This is a genomic window from Allopontixanthobacter confluentis (genome assembly GCF_009827615.1).
Taxonomy (GTDB): Bacteria; Pseudomonadota; Alphaproteobacteria; order Sphingomonadales; family Sphingomonadaceae; genus Allopontixanthobacter; species Allopontixanthobacter confluentis.
Genome location: NZ_WTYU01000001.1, coordinates 732273 through 750395 on the forward strand (window position 1 = coordinate 732273; position 18123 = coordinate 750395).

Sequence of the window (18123 nt, forward strand, 5' to 3'; positions counted from 1 at the left end):
GCAAAGATAATCAGCGCCGATGCAAACAACCTATCATCCCGTCATTTCCGCAACCGGCCTGTTCACGCCGGAACACAGCATCTCCAACGAAGAACTGGTCGCCAGTTACAACGCTTATGCGGACCTGTACAACAGCCGCCATTCCGCCGAAATAGAGGCAGGCGATGCCCTTCCGCTCCAGCACAGTTCGGTCGAATTTATCGAAAAGGCGAGCGGTATCAAGGCCCGCCACGTCATGTCCAAGGCGCCCGTGCTCGATCCCGAGATCATGGAACCACGGCTGGATCAGCGCAGCAATGACGAATTGTCACTCATGGCTGAAATTGGCGTGAAAGCCGCGCGTCAGGCACTGGAACGCGCCGGCAGGGATGTGGCAGATGTGGATGCAGTGCTGTGCGCTGCTTCCAACATGGAACGCGCCTATCCTGCCATGGCGATAGAAATTCAGCAGGCATTGGGCATTGATGGCTTTGCCTTTGACATGAATGTTGCCTGTTCTTCCGCCACTTTCGGCATTCAGACGGCGGCCGATTATATCCGCGCCGGCAATGCAAAATCGGTTCTGGTGGTCAGCCCTGAAATTACCAGCGGCCATCTCAACTGGCGGGACAGGGATAGCCATTTCATCTTCGGTGACGTGGCAACTGCGGTGCTGGTGGAAGATGCCTCGATCGCGCCAGCGGTGCATTGGGACATTATCGGAACGAAGCTCAAGACTGTCTTTTCGAACAATATCCGCAACAATTTCGGGTTTCTCAACCGCGCCACTCCTGCCGGTATCGGCGCTGACGACAAATTGTTCGTTCAGGAAGGCCGCAAGGTGTTCAAGGAAGTGGTGCCCATGGTGGCTACGATGATCCTGGAAGAAGCAGAGCGGCTGGATGTGGACCCGGCGGGCCTGCGGCGGATGTGGCTGCACCAGGCCAATACCGGCATGAACCGGCTGATCGCGCACCGTGTGCTGGGCCATGAGGCGTCCGATGATGAAAGCCCGACGGTGCTTGATACTTATGGCAACACATCGAGCGCTGGCTCGATCATCGCATTTCATCTGCACAGCGATGATCTGAAAGCAGGGGACACCGGGCTAATCTGCAGCTTTGGCGCGGGATATTCGGCGGGCACCGTTTTTGTGCAGAAAGTCGGCTGAACCATTTGCAAAGCAGCATGGCGATGGGGTGGGGGGAGCATTTCCCTTCGAAATCGCCCTGCGCCGCTTGTTCCTGTCAGCGCTTGGGACTAGGTAGAAATCATGGCCGGTGAACTACTTGATAACAAGGGGCGTGGAGATGCTACCTGGCAATGGCCTGCAATCCACCCCGAAGGACGTAAATTCGGACTGATCACACTTGCCATCAGTCTGGTGTTCCTGCTGGTGTTCGATTGGGAACTGGTGGGCTGGCCCATGCTGGCCTTGACTGGCGGCGTGTTCGCCTTTTTCCGCGATCCGGAGCGCGTGGTTCCGCTGGATGACCGGTGCATCGTTTCGCCTGCCGATGGCATTGTGTCGCATATTTGCGAAATGGATCCGCCGGCAGAATTGCTGGGCGACGATGGCTCTGGCGTGATCGGTCTGCCGCCTGGCAAGGTGACCCGCATATCCATTTTCATGAGTGTTTTCGACGTTCACATCAACCGCGCCCCAGTTGGCGGGACAATTCGGCGGCTGGTCTATATTCCCGGCAAATTCATGAATGCCGATCTCGACAAGGCCAGCGACGAGAACGAGCGCCAGCATCTGCTGATCGAGCGCGGCGATGGCTTTGCCCTTGGCCTGACGCAGATTGCCGGTCTGGTCGCGCGGCGAATTGTGCCATTTGTAAAACCCGGCGACATGATCGCCGCAGGGCAGCGGATCGGCCTGATCCGGTTCGGAAGCCGGGTTGATGTCTATCTGCCTGCCGGAACCGACCCCAAAGTTCTGGTTGGCCAGCGGACGGTGGCAGGTGAAACCGTGCTGGCTGAAATCGGGCAGCAGCAGCTTATCGAAGGTATTGCGCAATGAACCTGAATGATGAGCGGGTCGGACCAAAATCCGCCGAGGATGAGGTTCCGCAGGCAGCAGGCCGCGCCAAAGGGCTTTCGCTACGCGCTGTGCTGCCCAATGCCATTACCGCTGCGGCCTTGTGTTCCGGCCTGACAGGTATTCGCTTTGCGATATCTGGCCAATGGCGTGAAGCCATCATCGCGGTAATCCTGGCAGGCGTGCTGGACGGCATTGACGGGCGCATTGCCCGGTTGCTGAAAGCGCAGTCACGGTTCGGCGCAGAACTTGACAGTCTTGCCGATTCGCTTTCCTTCGGCATGGCGCCGGCGCTCATTCTCTATCTGTGGACTTTGCAGGATTTGCCGCGGCTTGGCTGGTTCGCATCGCTGGCCTTTGCCATCTGCTGCGCGCTGCGTCTGGCGCGCTTCAACGCCCAGATCGATACCGATGAACAGCCGCACAAATCAGCCGGTTTCCTGACAGGGGTTCCAGCGCCAGTGGGCGCCGGGCTGGCCTTCCTGCCGTTCTATCTGTGGATGGCAACCGACATGCCCGAATTCCGCAACCCTGTTTTCATGGGCGTGTGGATGGCAGTGATTGCATTCCTGATGATATCCAATGTGGCCACGCTCAGCTGGACATCGATCAGGCCGCGCCGGAATGTCAGGCTTGAACTGATTGCAGGGGTTGGCATCCTGTTTGCCGCGCTGCTTCAGGAACCATGGTGGACGCTGGCCATCATCTCCACTTTCTACCTGCTTCTCATGCCATATGGCATGTTGAAATACAGCAAGATCAGGCGGCAGCGGGCAGTCGCTGGCTAGTTACCACTGCGCGATGACGTGATCTGCCGGAATGGCTGACCAGTTGCGGGCGGGGGGCATAGCGTTCGGAATACCGGTCCAGCGTCTGCACCCGTGTGACCATGCGTGCCTGATCGCGGGTTGAGGAAAGCTGCACGGCAAGCATGCGATAGGCGCGCATCCCGCGCACAGTGCTGTCAGCCAGAGTGACGACAGCGGCGACAGCGCCGGTGGCAAACAAGGCTATAATCAGAAAACCAATCATCGCGACTTCTCTCTTCCAATGCTCACAAGCCGGTTGACAGCCTGTGGATATCTAGTGGAAAACACCCATTCGGGCGGGTTTGTTCCCCGTCGAGGCCAATGTTCTCTTTTTGTTCTCGCCTGTCAAGCGCTATTTGCGTCAAAAATCCCTTTTCATGCGATGAATTGAGGGTGGCATTTCGGGAAATGATTGGCTAAAGCGCCCCGTCTGCCGCGAATCCAGCCAATTCTGGTTGGAGCGCATCAGGCAAATTCACATGGAAAACGCACATACCGGTGCCATCTGCGGGACGCTCCGCAATGGTTCCAGTTTTCCAGAGGAACAACCGGAAGGAATTATCTTATGGCGGCACCTACCGTCACAATGCAGCAATTGATTGAAGCCGGCGCACACTTCGGCCACCAGACCCACCGCTGGAACCCGCGGATGAAGCCGTATATCTTCGGCGCCCGCAATGGTGTTCACATCATCGACCTTTCCCAGTCCGTGCCGCTGTTTGCGCGCGCTCTGGAATTTGTAACCTCCACCACCCGCGCTGGCGGCAAGGTTCTGTTCGTTGGCACCAAGCGCCAGGCACAGGATCCGATCGCAGAAGCTGCTCGCCGTTCGGGCCAGCACTTCGTCAACCATCGCTGGCTGGGCGGGATGCTGACCAACTGGAAGACCATTTCCGGTTCGATCAAGCGTCTCAAGACTTTGGAAGAACAGCTTTCGGGTGAAATCTCGGGTCTGACCAAGAAGGAAGTTCTTCAGTTGACGCGCGAGCGCGATAAGCTGGAAATGTCCCTTGGCGGCATTCGCGATATGGGCGGCGTTCCGTCTGTCATGTTCGTGATTGATGCCAACAAGGAAGAACTGGCCATCAAGGAAGCCAATGTTCTTGGTATTCCGGTTGTCGCCATCCTCGATACCAATGTTGATCCGTCGGGCATTTCGTTCCCTATTCCGGCCAATGATGACGCCAGCCGCGCAGTGCGCCTGTATTGCGATGCGATTGCCGATGCGGCGATTGCGGGCAAGGGCGGTGCCGTTGCTGATTCCGGTCAGGATGTCGGCGCGATGGCTGAACCACCGGCAGAAGTCACAGCGTAATTCCAGACGCCCTGTTCACCAGGGTTGTTACAATCGCAAATATAGAGCGCCGGGACAGCCTTACGGGGATGGCCCGGCGCCCAATCAATTTAAAAAGGATATGACAGATGGCCGATTATACTGCCGCTGACGTAAAGGCCCTGCGCGAGAAAACCGGCGCGGGCATGATGGATTGCAAGAAAGCTCTGGCAGAAACCAATGGCGATGTTGAAGCCGCGGTTGACGCATTGCGCGCCAAGGGCCTTGCCGCCGCCCAGAAGAAATCAAGCCGTACGGCTGCTGAAGGCCTAGTCGGCGTTGCCGTCGAAGGCACGAAAGGCGTTGCTGTCGAAGTGAACTCCGAAACGGATTTCGTCGCCAAGAACGACCAGTTCCAGGATTTTGTTCGCAAGACGACGGAAACCGCACTTAATGTTGCTGGTGACGACGTTGAAGCGCTGAAGGCTGCGTCCTATCCCGGCGGCGGCACTGTTGCTGACACGCTGACCTCCAATGTTGCAACCATCGGTGAAAACCAGCAGGTCCGCCGCATGAAGAGCGTTTCTGTGTCGCAGGGCATCGTCGTTCCTTATGTGCATAACGCTGCTGCAACCAACCTCGGCAAAATCGGCGTTCTGGTTGCTCTCGAAAGCGAAGCGGGCGCAGATGTGCTGGAGCCTTTGGGCAAGCAGCTGGCCATGCATATCGCCGCCGCCTTCCCGATGGCGCTGAATGCCAACGATCTTGATGCTGACGTGATCGAGCGTGAGCGCGCGATTGCGGCGGAAAAGGCGGCCGAAAGCGGCAAGCCTGCCGAAGTGCAGGAAAAGATGGTCGATGGTGCGATCAAGAAGTTCGCCAAGGAAAACGCGCTTTTGAGCCAGGTTTTCGTGATGGACAACAAGACGCCAATCGCTGACGTGGTGGCACAGGCTGCCAAGGCATCCGGTTCTGCCATCGTGCTGAAGGACTATGTCCGCTTCCAGCTTGGTGAAGGCATCGAGAAGGAAGAAAGCGATTTCGCAGCAGAAGTCGCAGCCGCCGTCAAAGGCTAAGAATAAACGGCAGCGCCTCTGTTATTGCGGCACTGCCTGACACACATTCCGGCCGTCGGACCTTACCGGGTCTGGCGGCCGAATTTTATGCGGCATTGCCAAAGCGGCGCCTTCACCCTTGGCAGACACGGGCGCGGCACTATAAGGGCAGCGCTTCCCCCAAATCTGCCTGTCCAAACCTGCGCGAAAGACCTGATCCCGATGCCTCTCCCCAAACTCAATCGCATCCTCCTGAAACTTTCGGGTGAGGTGCTGATGGGTGAACAGGAATACGGGATTGATCCAGCCTATGTCTCGCGCCTCGCGGAAGAAGTGAAAGCGGCAAAGGAAACCGGCCTCGAAGTGTGCCTGGTCATCGGCGGCGGCAACATCTTTCGCGGCATTTCGGGCGCGGCCAAGGGTCTGGACCGGACCACTGGCGATTACATGGGCATGCTGGCCACGGTGATGAATGCGCTGGCCATGCAGAATGCGCTGGAAAAGCTGGGCGTTCCAACCCGGGTGCAGTCAGCCATTCCGATGGCCTCCGTGTGCGAACCCTATATCCGCCGCCGTGCAGAGCGGCATCTGGAAAAAGGGCGGATCGTCATTTTCGCTGCCGGCACCGGCAACCCCTTCTTCACGACGGATACTGGTGCAGCCTTGCGCGCAGCAGAAATGAATTGCGATGCGCTGCTGAAAGGCACCAGCGTCGATGGCGTTTATGACAGTGACCCTAAGGTGAACCCGTCAGCGAAGCGTTTTGACACAATTACTTATGGCAAGGTATTGTCAGATAATCTCAAGGTCATGGATGCGGCTGCTGTTTCGTTGTGCCGCGAAAATGACATACCCATCGTGGTGTTTTCCATCCGCGATCGGGGGAATGTCGCGCGCGTGTTGGCGGGCGAAGGCATCCAGACAATCGTACAAGAGGAATCCTGATTATGGCAAAATATGACAAGGCCGACGTAGAGCGCCGGATGAATGGCGCAGTGGAATCGTTGAAAAGCGATTTTTCCGGTTTGCGCACCGGGCGCGCCAATGTCGCGCTGCTCGATCCGGTTGTGGCCGAGGTATATGGCGCCATGATGCAGCTTAGCCAGGTGGCCACTGTGTCGGCGCCTGAACCACGGCTGCTGTCTGTCCAGGTGTGGGACAAGAGCAATGTCACCGCGGTGGAAAAGGGCATTGCCAAGGCAGGGCTCGGCCTGAACCCGATGACAGATGGCCAGACCATTCGCCTGCCAATTCCCGATCTGACCGAAGAACGCCGCAAGGAACTGGCAAAACTGGCTGGCCAATATGCGGAAAAAGCCCGCATCGCGATCCGCAATGTGCGCCGCGACGGCATGGAAATGCTGAAGGACGACGAGAAGAAAAAGGAAATTTCCGAGGACGATCGCAAGCGTCTGGAAGACGAAGTCCAGAAACTGACCGACAAATATGTCGGCGAGGCCGATGCCGCAGCAGAGGCCAAGGAAAAGGAAATCATGACCCAGTGAGGGCGCGCGGATCGGGAGAGGCCAAGTGACAGACGCGGAAAACCGCGCACGCCATGTCGCGATTATCATGGATGGCAATGGCCGCTGGGCCCAAAAGCGACATTTGCCGCGGGCCATGGGTCACAAGCGCGGCGTGGAAGCCGTGCGCAAGCTGGTCCGGTCCATCGAGCCGATGGGCATCTATTGTCTGACGCTTTATGCGTTTTCGAGCGAAAACTGGAAGCGCCCAGAAGAAGAAGTGTCCGATCTGATGGGCATGCTGCGCAAATTCATCAAAAGCGATCTGCCGGAATTCATCGCGAATGACGTTCGCCTGAAAATAATTGGCGATTACAAGGCGCTGGAGCCTGATATTGTCGAAATGCTTGAAGATGCGCTGGACAAGACATCCGGCGGATCGCGCATTCTGGCTGTCGCCCTGAATTACGGATCGCAGCAGGAGATCGCCAGAGCAGCATCACTGGCAGCGCAGGCTGGCGAAATTACCGTCGAAACGATTGCCGCGAACCTGTTTACTGCCGATCTGCCGCCGCTGGACCTGCTCATCCGCACATCGGGTGAAGTCAGGCTGTCCAATTTTCTCCTGTGGCAGGCGGCCTATGCTGAAATGAGCTTTCTCGACGTGTTATGGCCGGATTTCACGCCGGAACATCTGCAAGCGGCAATCGACGATTTTTCACAAAGGGATCGCCGGTATGGCGGACGATAATCTGGTGACGCCCGCAGGCGATGGCGAGCCGAAAGCTGCCATCAAGCGCAATTCCGACCTTGGTGTGCGGCTGGCATCGGCAGCGATCATGCTGGCGGTTGCCGGCGCTGCATTTTATCTCGGGGGCCGCGTGTTTGACACATTCATTGCGGCAGTTGCCTTGGCAGCCATGGTTGAATTCGTGCTGCTGGTGGTGAAGGCGACCACCAACGTCTCCTATCGTCTGGCAGGAATTCTGGCCGGCGCGGTCTATATAGGCATTGCTGCGGTGGTGCTGGCAGGGCTTGAGTCCTATTTTCTATTTGCCGCGGTTGGCGCTGTGATCGCCACGGACACAGGCGCATATTTCTTCGGCCGTGCAATTGGCGGACCGAAAATTGCGCCACGCATCAGCCCGTCCAAGACATGGGCTGGCCTGTTTGGCGGAATGTTGTGCGCTGCCCTCTGGCTCGGCCTGTGGGCAGGCACATTTCACTTCATCGGCGGCAATGTCACTTTTGCTGATCTGATGGAAGCCATGTGGGACGATGCAATCGGCGCAGCATTGATCGGCGCCGTGCTGGCGGTGGCTGCGCAGACGGGCGATTTTTTCGAAAGCTGGCTCAAGCGCAAAGCTGGCGTGAAAGACAGTTCGCGGCTGATACCGGGCCATGGCGGCGTTTTTGACCGGATTGACGGATTGCTTCCGGTGTCCCTCATCGTCGGCGCGCTGAGTGTGCTGTTTTGACGCGGCGCACCATCTCCATCCTGGGTGCCACAGGGTCTGTCGGTGCGTCCACGCTCGATCTGATCCGGCGTAACCCGGATGACTGGCAAGTAACAGCGCTGACTGCGAATTCGAGCGCGAAGGAACTTGCCGTTTTGGCTCGGGAATTTGGCGCGCAGATCGCTATTGTCAGTGACGAAACGCATTTGCCTGCCTTGCGCGAGGAACTGGTGGGCACTGCCATCGAAGTGGCTGGCGGACGCACGGCGCTGTGTGAGGCAGCATCGCGCAAGGTGGATCTGACTGTGGCTGCGATCGTGGGCTGCGCCGGGCTGGCGCCGACCATGGCCGCGATAGAGCAGGGCGGCACCATCGCGCTGGCCAACAAGGAAGCGCTGGTTTCTGCAGGCGATGTCATGACCGCGGCGGTAGCCGCATACGGTGCGACATTACTGCCGGTCGATTCTGAACATAACGCTATTTTCCAATGCCTTGCCGATAATTCTGTAGATGATGTCAAATGGATTACGCTGACTGCCAGCGGCGGCCCTTTCAGGACGTGGTCAGCTCCGCAGATTGCCGCGGCAACCCCGGCGCAGGCTGTGGCGCACCCCAATTGGGACATGGGCGCCAAGATCAGTGTCGATTCTGCCACCATGATGAATAAGGGCCTCGAATTCATCGAGGCGCATCACCTGTTTCCGGTCGGCCTCGACCGGCTGCGGATTGTGGTCCACCCGCAAAGTGTGATCCATTCCATGGTAGAATACCGGGACGGGTCCACACTGGCCCAGCTTGGCCCTTCGGATATGCGGGTGCCGATTGCGTCCTGCCTTGCATGGCCCCGGCGCATGAACACGCCGTGCGCTCCGCTGGATTTGCCGGCCATTGGCGAGTTGAGCTTTTTCGCACCCGACGAGGATCTGTTCCCGGCGACACGGCTGGCCCGCGAGGCAGTCCATCACGGCGGCGCCGCGCCTGCCATTCTGAATGCGGCGAATGAAATTGCCGTGGCAGCGTTTCTTGCTGGTAAGATAGCATTCACAAAGATTGCGGTAGTGGTGGAGGAATGCCTGAATTGCGACATTCCTGCTGCATCTGCCAGCCTGGCCGAAGTGCTGGCTGCAGATGAGCTTGGCCGCGTGCGGGCAGCCGAAATTCTGGGCCGAAATTCTGGAGTGCTGCTGAGTGTTTGAATCCCCCCCTGTCTGGATGTGGCTGGTCGGCTTTGCGCTGGTGCTGGGGCCGCTGGTGACATTGCATGAACTTGGCCATTATCTGGTCGGCCGGATGTTCGGCATCAAAGCGGATGCATTCTCGGTCGGCTTCGGCAAGGAACTGGCCGGCTGGACAGACAAGCGCGGCACCCGCTGGAAACTGTCGATGCTGCCGCTGGGCGGATATGTGCAGTTCAAGGGGGACATGAACCCCACCAGCATGGCGGATAACGAGGCGCTGGAAGATGTGCCGGCGCAGGACCGTGAAGGCGTGTTCCATTTCAAGCCGGTATGGCAGCGCGCATTGGTGGTGCTGGCCGGGCCAATGATGAACCTGCTTATTGCCCTGGCAATCTTTGCATCATTTTTCATGATTTTCGGCAAGCCGGTGGCGGTCGATCGGGCGCAAACCAATGTGGTCGGCACATTTTCTGACGCATCGGCCGCGCGTGAAGGCGGGATCGAGATTGGTGACCGGATCATCTCCATCGATGGCGCGCCAGTGGCCGAATTCAAGGACATCGTGGACCGGGTGATTATCTATCCCGGCAAGACAGTAAACGTAGGGGTTGAGCGCGCGGGCGAAAGGCTGGTTCTGCCAGTGAAACTGTCGGATTCGGTTGAGAAGGACCAGTTCGGCAATGAATCGCGCGTGGGCCGGCTGGGCGTCTTTTCCAATTCGCAGGAATATGTCTCTGTCGGGCCGGCAGAAGCGGTTTATCTGTCGGTGGATCACAGTATCGGTCTGGTAAAAATGATGGTGACCGGCCTTGCCCAGATCTTCACCGGCGACCGGTCCGTGCGCGAATTGGGCGGCCCGATCAAGATTGCCAAATTCTCCGGCGAGCAGCTTAGTCTGGGGCCTTTGCCCTTTGCGAATTTCGTCGCATTGATATCAATTAACTTGGCATTCATTAACCTCCTGCCAATCCCCGCTCTCGACGGCGGCCATCTGGCTTTTTACGCGGCAGAGGCAGTGCGTCGTAAGCCGATTGGCCCTCGTGGTCAGGAAATGGCGTTCCGTGCGGGTATGGCCCTGGTGCTGATGCTCATGCTGTTCGTCACGGCCAATGACATCATTTCGCTGCCGTTTTTCGGGGGCTGACTGGCGGCAGGTTTGCCGTAAAAATTGAAAAGCGTGGGGGATGGCGCGCTGGATCGCTTGATTGGGGGCACGGCATCGGGCACAGGGCGGCACTAACCGTCCCGGCATGATGCTGGTGTGGCGGTCTGGAAGAACACATGTTTAAATTGGACGGGAAACCCGCGTCGATGAATGGACGGACAATGGCAGGCGATACGATGAAGAAACCTGCCGCGCGGCTTGCGCTGATATTGCTTGGCGGCACCATGCTTGCCGGTATTCCCGCGCCAGTTCTGGCGCAGGATACCGCGCAGCCTGCGGCGCAGGCGCAATTGCCGCAGCCGCTGCAGCAGCAGGACATCATCCAGTCCATTACGGTGGTGGGCGCAGAGCGGCTCGAGGCGCAGACCATCCTCAGCTATATCCGCCTCCGCGTGGGCCAGCCCTATACCCAGGCTGACGCCGACCAGGCGTTGAAAGACCTTGCGGCAACTGAGCTGTTTTCCAATTTCAGCGTTCGCAATGATGGCGGCAATGTGGTTGTCGATGTGGTTGAAAACCCGGTCATCAACCGCATCATTCTGGAAGGCAACAAACGCCTGAAGGATGAGAAAATCGTTCCGGAAATCAAGTTGGCACCGCGCCAGATCTTTACCCGGTCCAAAGTGCGCGCCGATGTTGCGCGCATCATCGAATTGTACAAGCGGCAGGGCCGGTTCGCCGCTTCGGTTGAGCCCAAGATGGTTCAGCTGAGCCAGAACCGCGTCGATATTGTTTTTGAAATCAACGAGGGGCCAAAATCCAAGGTCCGCCAGATCAACATTATCGGCAACGATCAGTTTTCCGATGGCAAGTTGCGCGGCGAAATGGTCACCAAGCAGGCGCGGCTGACCACTTTCCTGAGTTCCGGCACCAGCTATGACCCTGACCGACTGGCATTTGACCAGCAGAAGCTGCGCCAGTTCTACCTGACAGAAGGCTATGCCGACTTCCGGGTGGTTTCCGCCGTTGCCGAACTGACCCCGGACAAGCGTGATTTCATCATCACCTATGTGGTCGAGGAAGGCGAGCGCTACAAATTCGGCAAAGTGGCGGTCGACAGCCAACTACGCGATTTCGACAGCGAAGGCATGACCAGCAATCTGCCGATGAAGGATGGCGACTGGTATAACGCCAAATCGGTCGAGGATACTGTCGAACAACTGAGCGAGCTTGCGGGCACATTCGGCTATGCGTTTGCGGACGTGGCGCCCAATTTCAACCGCAACAAGGAAGACCTCACCATGGACGTTACTTTCGTCCTGCGGGAGGCGCCCCGGGTCTATGTCGAGCGGCTGGACGTCAATGGCAATACGCTGACGCAGGACAAGGTGATCCGCCGCGAATTCCGCCTGTCAGAAGGCGATGCTTTCAATTCCCTGCAGGTCAAACGTTCGGCCAACCGGATCAAGTCACTCGGGTTCTTCCAGGAAAACTTCGAAGTCGTGCAAAAGCCGGGCAGCGAGCCTGACCGCATCATTCTCGAAGCGAATGTGGAAGAACAAGCCACCGGCGAATTGCAGCTTTCGGCCGGCTTTTCGTCGATCGAGAATTTCATTCTTGCAGCGTCAATCCGCCAGCGCAACTTCCGCGGGCGCGGCCAGACAGTCGGCGCCAGCGTCAATTATTCGCGTTATTCCCGTTCGTTCAATCTGAGTTTTTCGGAACCTTACGTGTTCGACCGGAACATTTCGGCGGGTGTGGATATCTACCGGCGCGATCAGAACAGTTTCAACTATCTGAACAACAGCCGCAATACGACCTTCAAACAGGCAACCACGGGCGCATCGCTGCGCCTTGGTGTGCCGCTGACGGAATATATGTCGCTGGTTGGCAGCTATACGTTCAACTACGATCAGATTTCCCTCAACGAAAACCAGTTCTTCGCCGATCTTGACGGCGACGGTATCCGCACTTGCGAACCGTTGATTGCCGGACGGTATCTGTGCGAAGCGCTGGGCAACCGGACCAGTTCCATTCTGGGCGCGACGCTGACCTATGATGCCACTGACAGCCGGTACCGGCCAACACGCGGCCGTTCCGCGTCAGTCAGTGCCGAATATGCAGGGTTGGGTGGAAGCGTCAATTACCTGCGTGTGCGCGGCAAGGCAGCGCAATATTACAACATTTTCAATGGCTTCATATTCTCGCTCACGGCAGAAGGCGGCTATATCAAGGGTCTGAATGGCGACGATGTGCGCCTGAACGACCGGTTCTTCCTGGGTGAGCCGCAAATTCGCGGTTTCGACATTCGCGGCGTTGGCCCGCGCGTGCTGCGCCGCCAGATCATCGACGATGGCGAGGGTAATCCCGTGGTCGTGACAGACCGCAAGCAGGTCAGCGATGATGCGCTGGGCGGCAATATCTATTACCTTGGCCGTGCAGAGCTGGAAATTCCCCTGGGTTCGGGTGCCAGCGAACTGGGCCTTCGTCCGTCTGTATACATGGATGTCGGCGCGCTGTTCGATGTGCGCGCCCCGCAATTGCAGCAAAGCCCGTTCCCGGGCGGCATCAGCATCCAGTCGCGCAATGCCGATGGGGAATTGCTCTATACAATTCCCGGCACCACGCCTGTCGTTACCACCACATTGCCCAACGATGGCATGGGCAATGCCTACACCCCCATACTTACCCAGATTGCGGGTCCGTTCGAGGAAGTCTTCCTCGGCGATTCGTCGGCTCCCCGCATCACTATCGGGGTCGGGGTAAACTGGAACTCGCCGTTCGGGCCGTTCCGGATCGATTTCGCCCATGCGCTGAAGAAACAGCCGGGTGATGACACCAAGAGATTCTCGTTCAACGTAGGAACACAATTCTGATGAAGAAAATTTTCAAACCTGTGCTTGCAGCCGGTCTGGTGCTGACTGCTTCGGCTCCCATGTTCTCTGCCCCAGTGGCAGCGCAGCAGATTGCCCAGGGCGTGGGCGTAGTCAGCCTGCCTGCAGTGGTGGCCAATTCCAACGCGTTCAAGGTTGCTGAACAGCAGCGCCCGGTGACGTATAAGGCCCAGATGGATCAGGCCAATGCCCGCCGTGACCAGCTTACCGCCCAGCTTGGCCCGCTGTATGACAAATTCCGCACCGACCAGCAGGCCAATGTTGCGCAAACCGCGCTGCAGCAGCAAGCCGCGCAGATCCAGCAGATCGAACAGGCTGGACAGCGCGAACTGAACCAGATCATCCAGCCGCTGGCGATGAGCCGCGCTTATGTGCAGGAACAGATTGAAGACCTGCTTGACGATGCAGTTCAGGCGGCGGCCAAGAAGAAGAACGTGTCGCTCATCCTCGACCCATCATCGGGTGTGGTGGTCTATGCTGATGCCAAATACAACATCACGCAGGACGTGGTGAACGAACTGAATCGCCTGCTGCCGTCGGCACAGTTGGTTCCGCCGCAGGGCTGGCTGCCCCGCGAAGCACGTCAGCAGCAGGAAGCTGCTGCCGCGCAGGGTGCTGCACAGGGCGCAGCGCCTGCCGCCGCGCCGCAGCCGCAGGGCCGCTAAGTAAACAGTGGGGGCGGGGCAATGAGCACACAAGAAACTTCAGAAGCGACATCGGGCGCAGCCACTGCGCAGGCGTATGACATTCAGAAGGTGCTGAAGGCCCTGCCTCACCGTTACCCGATGCTGCTGGTTGATCGGGTGCAGTCACTGGTCGCGGGTGAAGAAATTCACGCAGTAAAGGCTGTGAGCTTCAACGAGGAATTTTTCCAGGGGCATTTCCCCGGTCGGCCAATCATGCCCGGTGTGCTTCAGATCGAGGCATTGGCGCAGGCTGCCGGCATTCTTGCGGTTGAAACACTCGGTCTGGCCGGTAGCGGCAAGCTGGTGTATTTCATGGCGATTGAAAATGCCAAGTTCCGTGCACCGGTTGAGCCGGGCTATCTGCTCGATCTCCATGCCGGATTTATCCAGCAGCGGTCCAAGGTCTGCAAATTCTGGGGCAAGGCTTCGGTGGATGGCAAAACGACCTGCGAAGTGAATTTCACCGCGATGATTGCTGACCCGCCCAGTTGACCCGCCCAGTTGACCCGCCCAGTTGACCCGGCACGCTGATTCGGCACGCTGATCTGGTGCCTTGCGCGGGCTGGCCGACCTGTCCCAGCAAAGGCTTGCCAAAAGTGGCATTGGCCCTTATTGGCCCGCCTTTCCAGTTTACCCGTTACCCTAGTTTACTCACATGAAATGCAAGGCCGGTCGGAACCGGCCACCCGCACGGAGAATACAGCCATGAAGGCCGATACCCATCCAGAATATCACGTCATCAACGTAAAGATGACCGATGGCACAGAATTTCAGACTCGCTCCACCTGGGGCAAGGAAGGCGATACGATGACTTTGGACATCGATCCCACCAGCCACCCGGCATGGACCGGCGGCAAGCAGCAGCTTCAGGAAGGCGGCCGCGTTGCCCAGTTCAACAAGCGTTTCGGCGGTCTTTCGCTCAAGAAGTAAGATCGATCACAGATTTGGTGGCCGCAAGGCTATCAGAGGAAGGGCGGCCTGACGGGGCCGCCCTTTTCATATGTGTATGTCGCAGATCAGCCGCGTGTCAGGCTGACGCACATTTGATACAGCGCGTGGCGATAGGGCGCGCTTCCAGGCGTTTCAGACCGATTTCCTTGCCGCACTTGGCGCAGGTGCCATAGGTCCCGTTTTCAATCCTCAGCAGAGCAAGCCTGATTTGCTGGATTTCATTGCGCAACACTTCGTCGACCCCCGCCAGCGCCTCGTCATCCGCCAGATCGATGGCCTGTTCAGCCCAGTCAGCGTCGAGCGGGTGGCGAAGATCATCCTCGATGACCTCGGCGCGTGTCACTAGCTGTGCCAGGCGGTCAGTCAGTTGTTCGGCAATCTTGGCATATTCAGTCATATTCTACCCCCAGGGTTTTTCACGATACCATTTGGTAATAACATATTTCAGCCCTTTGCGGACTTTCATGCCGTGATGCAGCGTATGCGGGTTCACGGTGCCATCGTGCCGCAGATTATTCCAGCACAGGATCTTGCCTGTTTCAGGCTGAAAAATTTTTCCCGCTGCCTTGAACCGGGTGCCGCCGCCACTTTCAACCGTATTGAGATAGACCATGAAGGTCCACGTGCGCTGGCCGGCCTGGGCGCAATACCGTTCGAAATCCTCGCCGCCGGGGGTGAAAAAATCGGTGTGCGGTTTGAATTCCTGGCCGACATCATAGCGTTGCCCTTGCACAGCTTCGCCCAGATTTGCAGGAATCCGGGCCAGTAGGCCGAGCCGTCGTTCCAGTTCCATCACCGCAAGGTGCGCGGCTGGAAGATCGCAGGTTTCACTCGTGCGGAACGACAGGTCGCCATTATCATCGGCAATAGTGGATGGGCGGCGCCCCGAATCGATCAGACTTATCAATTTGCTGCACAACACAGGATCAAGAAATTCGCGCTGCTGATAGATTTCCAGCAGGCTGGTCGGCACGCGTAAGACGCCCGGTTGGGTCCGCAGGCGCGCAGCAACAGATTCGCTTGGATGATTCACGGCTTTTATTGATAGGGCTGACGCGCCTCAGGGCAACCCTTGTAATAATCTTGCGTTTAACAGCGCAATGCGCAGTTTTTACTTCCCAAATGGGGGAAGCTATGCAACAGGCTCGCCCCCTTGCCGGAAGCGACTTGACCGTTGCTCCGTTAAGTCTATCAGCCCCGCATCACGGCATTTTCGGGGCCTGTGGCGATCGTAGCTCAGTTGGTTAGAGCGCCGGTTTGTGGTACCGGAGGTCGGGGGTTCAAGACCCCTCGATCGCCCCATTTTCCCGATATGGACCGTGACAGCTAGTGCGGGTTTGCCCGCGCGATATCGGGGCGTGATTGATGACGGCATTCTGGACCGAAGCAGATTTTGACGACCACGAACTGGTTCAGCTGGTTCGGGACCGCAAATCGGGTCTGACTGCCATCATTGCCCTGCATTCCACGCACCTTGGCCCAGGTGCCGGCGGAACACGTTTCTGGCATTATCCCGATGGCAAGGACGCGATGCGCGATGCGCTGCGCCTTTCCCGCGGGATGAGCTACAAGAACGCCATGGCCGGCTTGCCAATGGGCGGCGGCAAGGCTGTGATCCTTGCGCCAAAGAATGGCATCAAGACCCCTGAAATGCTGGCCGCATTCGGCGATGCCGTCGAAGCGCTGAATGGCCGTTATGTTACAGCAGAAGATGTCGGCATCAGCGAAGCGGATATGGTTTCTGTGGCCCGGCGCACGCAATTTGTATCCGGTCTGCCGGTCGAAGGCGAAGATGCCGCCGGCGGCGATCCGGGGCCGTTCACGGCGATGGGCATCTATTTTGGCATCAAGGCTGCGGTGCAGCACAAGCTGGGCAAGGATAGTGTCAGGGATGTGCATGTGGCCATTCAGGGCACGGGCAGCGTTGGCGGCGGTGTAGCCCGCCTGCTGGCGCATGACGGGGCCAAACTCACCCTGTCTGACATCAACCATGACCGCGCTGCTGCGCTGGCTGCCGATCTGGGCGCTGAAACAGCCGCCGCAGATGCCATCATGGGCGTTTCATGCGATGTATTCAGCCCCAACGCCCTTGGCGCAATTCTGGACGATGAAGGCATTGCCCGGCTTGATGCGCCGATTGTTGCAGGCGGCGCCAATAACCAGCTCGCCCGTGAGGGTCACGGCCAGAAACTTGCAGATCGCGGCATATTATATGCGCCGGATTATGTGATCAACGCTGGCGGCATCATCAGCGTGACGCTTGAATATCTGTGCCGCCAGCACGGCGAACCGTGCGATATCAACGAAGTACGCAAACGTCTGGCGCAAATTCCAGGCCGCCTGCTTGAAATCTGGCACAAGTCTGATGAAACAAATGTTTCGCCCGATGTCGTGTCAGACCGGATGGCGCAGCATCTCATCGGGCGCTGATACACGTTTATTTCGGCTTTCTGGCCCTTGCGAGTGCTGCTGCGTCCTGCCAAAGCTGCGCGCGGATGGATAGCTAACTCATGCATGGCTTCGCGAACCCCAAGCGCTTTTTGAACATTGCGCGCTGGCTTACAACGCTGCTGCTTGTCAGCGGCCTTGTGCTTGCGGGCGGCGCCTTGGCGTGGGGTTTCTTCATGGTGCCGCCAGACCGGCTGATGGGCGATACCGTCCGCATCCTGTTTCTGCATGTGCCCGCCGCATGGCTGGGCATGGGCGGGTGGAGCGCCATTGCCATGTCCAGCCTGGTGTTTCTGGTGTGGCGCCACCCGTTGGCAGCGTTGGCCGCGCGCGGGGCTGCTGTGCCCGGAATGATCTTTACCGCCATCTGTCTGGTCACCGGTTCGATCTGGGGCAGGCCGACGTGGGGCACATGGTGGGTGTGGGACGGGCGGCTTACCTCCATGCTGGTGCTGCTATTTCTTTATGTTGGCTATATTGCGCTGGCGCAGGCTGTCAGCCGCGATGGCGGCTCCAGCCGCATTCCGGCCATTTTCGGTTTGGTGGGCGCTATCAATATCCCCATCATCAACCGCTCCGTCGTATGGTGGAACTCGCTGCACCAGCCAGCCAGCATTACCATGGGCAAAAGTGCCATCGACAGCACATTTCTCATCCCCCTGCTCATCGCCGTGGCCGGTTTTTCCCTGTTGTTCGGCGGGATCGTGCTGGCACGGATGCGGACCTTGCTGGCGGACATTCAGACAGAAGCGCGTTTGCGCCGAAAGGCCATGGGGTAAAT

The 18123-nt window shown here is 58.2% G+C and carries 20 protein-coding genes and 1 tRNA gene; 18 read left to right on the top strand and 3 right to left on the bottom strand.

From position 1 onward, the window contains the following. Positions 1-19 precede the first annotated feature (19 nt). The 3 genes from GRI44_RS03440 (at position 20) to pssA (ending at position 2811) form a co-directional block, all read left to right on the top strand. Complete coding sequence (locus GRI44_RS03440; RefSeq protein ID WP_160600043.1) at positions 20-1150, top strand: beta-ketoacyl-ACP synthase III; 1131 nt, start codon at positions 20-22, stop codon at positions 1148-1150. A gap of 102 nt (positions 1151-1252) precedes the next feature. Further along, on the top strand, positions 1253-2005 hold the full coding sequence (locus tag GRI44_RS03445) for a phosphatidylserine decarboxylase (protein ID WP_160600044.1): 753 nt from the start codon (positions 1253-1255) through the stop codon (positions 2003-2005). Beyond that, positions 2002-2811 (top strand): CDP-diacylglycerol--serine O-phosphatidyltransferase, encoded by an 810-nt coding sequence (pssA, locus tag GRI44_RS03450; protein WP_160600045.1) that lies wholly within the window; start codon positions 2002-2004, stop codon positions 2809-2811. Before GRI44_RS03445 ends, pssA begins: the two co-directional genes overlap by 4 nt. Here pssA and GRI44_RS03455 read toward each other — a convergent pair. Further along, a complete protein-coding gene (locus GRI44_RS03455) occupies positions 2783-3055 on the bottom strand; it encodes a hypothetical protein (RefSeq protein WP_160600046.1) in 273 nt (90 codons plus the stop codon). The two genes, pssA and GRI44_RS03455, sit on opposite strands and share 29 nt — an antisense overlap. A gap of 342 nt (positions 3056-3397) precedes the next feature. Here GRI44_RS03455 and rpsB point away from each other — a divergent pair, with 342 nt between their 5' ends. From rpsB to rpmE, 12 genes are all read left to right on the top strand, one after another. After that, a complete protein-coding gene (gene rpsB, locus GRI44_RS03460; protein ID WP_160600047.1) occupies positions 3398-4147 on the top strand; it encodes a 30S ribosomal protein S2 in 750 nt (249 codons plus the stop codon). A gap of 107 nt (positions 4148-4254) precedes the next feature. Next, on the top strand, positions 4255-5181 hold the full coding sequence (gene tsf, locus GRI44_RS03465) for a translation elongation factor Ts (RefSeq protein WP_160600048.1): 927 nt from the start codon (positions 4255-4257) through the stop codon (positions 5179-5181). Between the two features lie 201 nt (positions 5182-5382). Further along, positions 5383-6105: a UMP kinase gene (gene pyrH, locus GRI44_RS03470; protein ID WP_160600049.1), complete on the top strand. Its 723-nt coding sequence runs from the start codon at positions 5383-5385 to the stop codon at positions 6103-6105. Positions 6106-6107: 2 nt separating this feature from the next. Continuing rightward, entirely contained in the window at positions 6108-6665 is a 558-nt protein-coding gene (frr, locus tag GRI44_RS03475; RefSeq protein ID WP_160600050.1) for a ribosome recycling factor, read from the top strand. A gap of 67 nt (positions 6666-6732) precedes the next feature. Then, complete coding sequence (gene uppS, locus GRI44_RS03480) at positions 6733-7374, top strand: polyprenyl diphosphate synthase (RefSeq protein ID WP_202386216.1); 642 nt, start codon at positions 6733-6735, stop codon at positions 7372-7374. After that, positions 7361-8101 carry a phosphatidate cytidylyltransferase gene (locus GRI44_RS03485; protein ID WP_160600052.1) on the top strand — a complete coding sequence of 247 codons (741 nt, stop codon included), beginning with the start codon at positions 7361-7363 and terminating at the stop codon, positions 8099-8101. Before uppS ends, GRI44_RS03485 begins: the two co-directional genes overlap by 14 nt. Beyond that, entirely contained in the window at positions 8098-9276 is a 1179-nt protein-coding gene (dxr, locus tag GRI44_RS03490; RefSeq protein WP_160600053.1) for a 1-deoxy-D-xylulose-5-phosphate reductoisomerase, read from the top strand. The genes GRI44_RS03485 and dxr overlap by 4 nt, the downstream gene beginning before the upstream one ends. Further along, complete coding sequence (gene rseP / locus GRI44_RS03495) at positions 9269-10402, top strand: RIP metalloprotease RseP (RefSeq protein ID WP_332872341.1); 1134 nt, start codon at positions 9269-9271, stop codon at positions 10400-10402. Before dxr ends, rseP begins: the two co-directional genes overlap by 8 nt. A 167-nt stretch (positions 10403-10569) precedes the next feature. After that, positions 10570-13239: an outer membrane protein assembly factor BamA gene (gene bamA / locus GRI44_RS03500; protein WP_232842958.1), complete on the top strand. Its 2670-nt coding sequence runs from the start codon at positions 10570-10572 to the stop codon at positions 13237-13239. Then, complete coding sequence (locus GRI44_RS03505; RefSeq protein WP_160600054.1) at positions 13239-13922, top strand: OmpH family outer membrane protein; 684 nt, start codon at positions 13239-13241, stop codon at positions 13920-13922. Before bamA ends, GRI44_RS03505 begins: the two co-directional genes overlap by 1 nt. Before the next feature lie 21 nt (positions 13923-13943). Beyond that, entirely contained in the window at positions 13944-14435 is a 492-nt protein-coding gene (gene fabZ, locus GRI44_RS03510; protein ID WP_160600055.1) for a 3-hydroxyacyl-ACP dehydratase FabZ, read from the top strand. A gap of 213 nt (positions 14436-14648) precedes the next feature. After that, on the top strand, positions 14649-14873 hold the full coding sequence (gene rpmE, locus GRI44_RS03515; RefSeq protein WP_160600056.1) for a 50S ribosomal protein L31: 225 nt from the start codon (positions 14649-14651) through the stop codon (positions 14871-14873). Between the two features lie 97 nt (positions 14874-14970). Here rpmE and GRI44_RS03520 read toward each other — a convergent pair whose 3' ends face one another. After that, a complete protein-coding gene (locus tag GRI44_RS03520) occupies positions 14971-15291 on the bottom strand; it encodes a TraR/DksA family transcriptional regulator (RefSeq protein WP_160600057.1) in 321 nt (106 codons plus the stop codon). 3 nt (positions 15292-15294) lie between these two features. Continuing rightward, positions 15295-15927, bottom strand: a complete 633-nt coding sequence (locus GRI44_RS03525) for a prolyl hydroxylase family protein (protein WP_160600058.1) — start codon at positions 15925-15927, stop codon at positions 15295-15297. A gap of 192 nt (positions 15928-16119) precedes the next feature. Between GRI44_RS03525 and GRI44_RS03530 the strand changes: the two genes are divergently transcribed. From GRI44_RS03530 to ccmC, 3 genes are all read left to right on the top strand, one after another. Further along, a tRNA-His gene (locus tag GRI44_RS03530) sits at positions 16120-16196 on the top strand. 63 nt (positions 16197-16259) lie between these two features. Then, complete coding sequence (locus GRI44_RS03535; protein WP_160600059.1) at positions 16260-17324, top strand: Leu/Phe/Val dehydrogenase; 1065 nt, start codon at positions 16260-16262, stop codon at positions 17322-17324. Positions 17325-17404: 80 nt separating this feature from the next. Continuing rightward, the gene (gene ccmC, locus GRI44_RS03540) at positions 17405-18121 is read left to right on the top strand and encodes a heme ABC transporter permease CcmC (RefSeq protein WP_160600060.1); all 717 of its coding nucleotides are present in this window, start codon (positions 17405-17407) and stop codon (positions 18119-18121) included. The last annotated feature ends 2 nt before the right edge of the window (positions 18122-18123 follow it).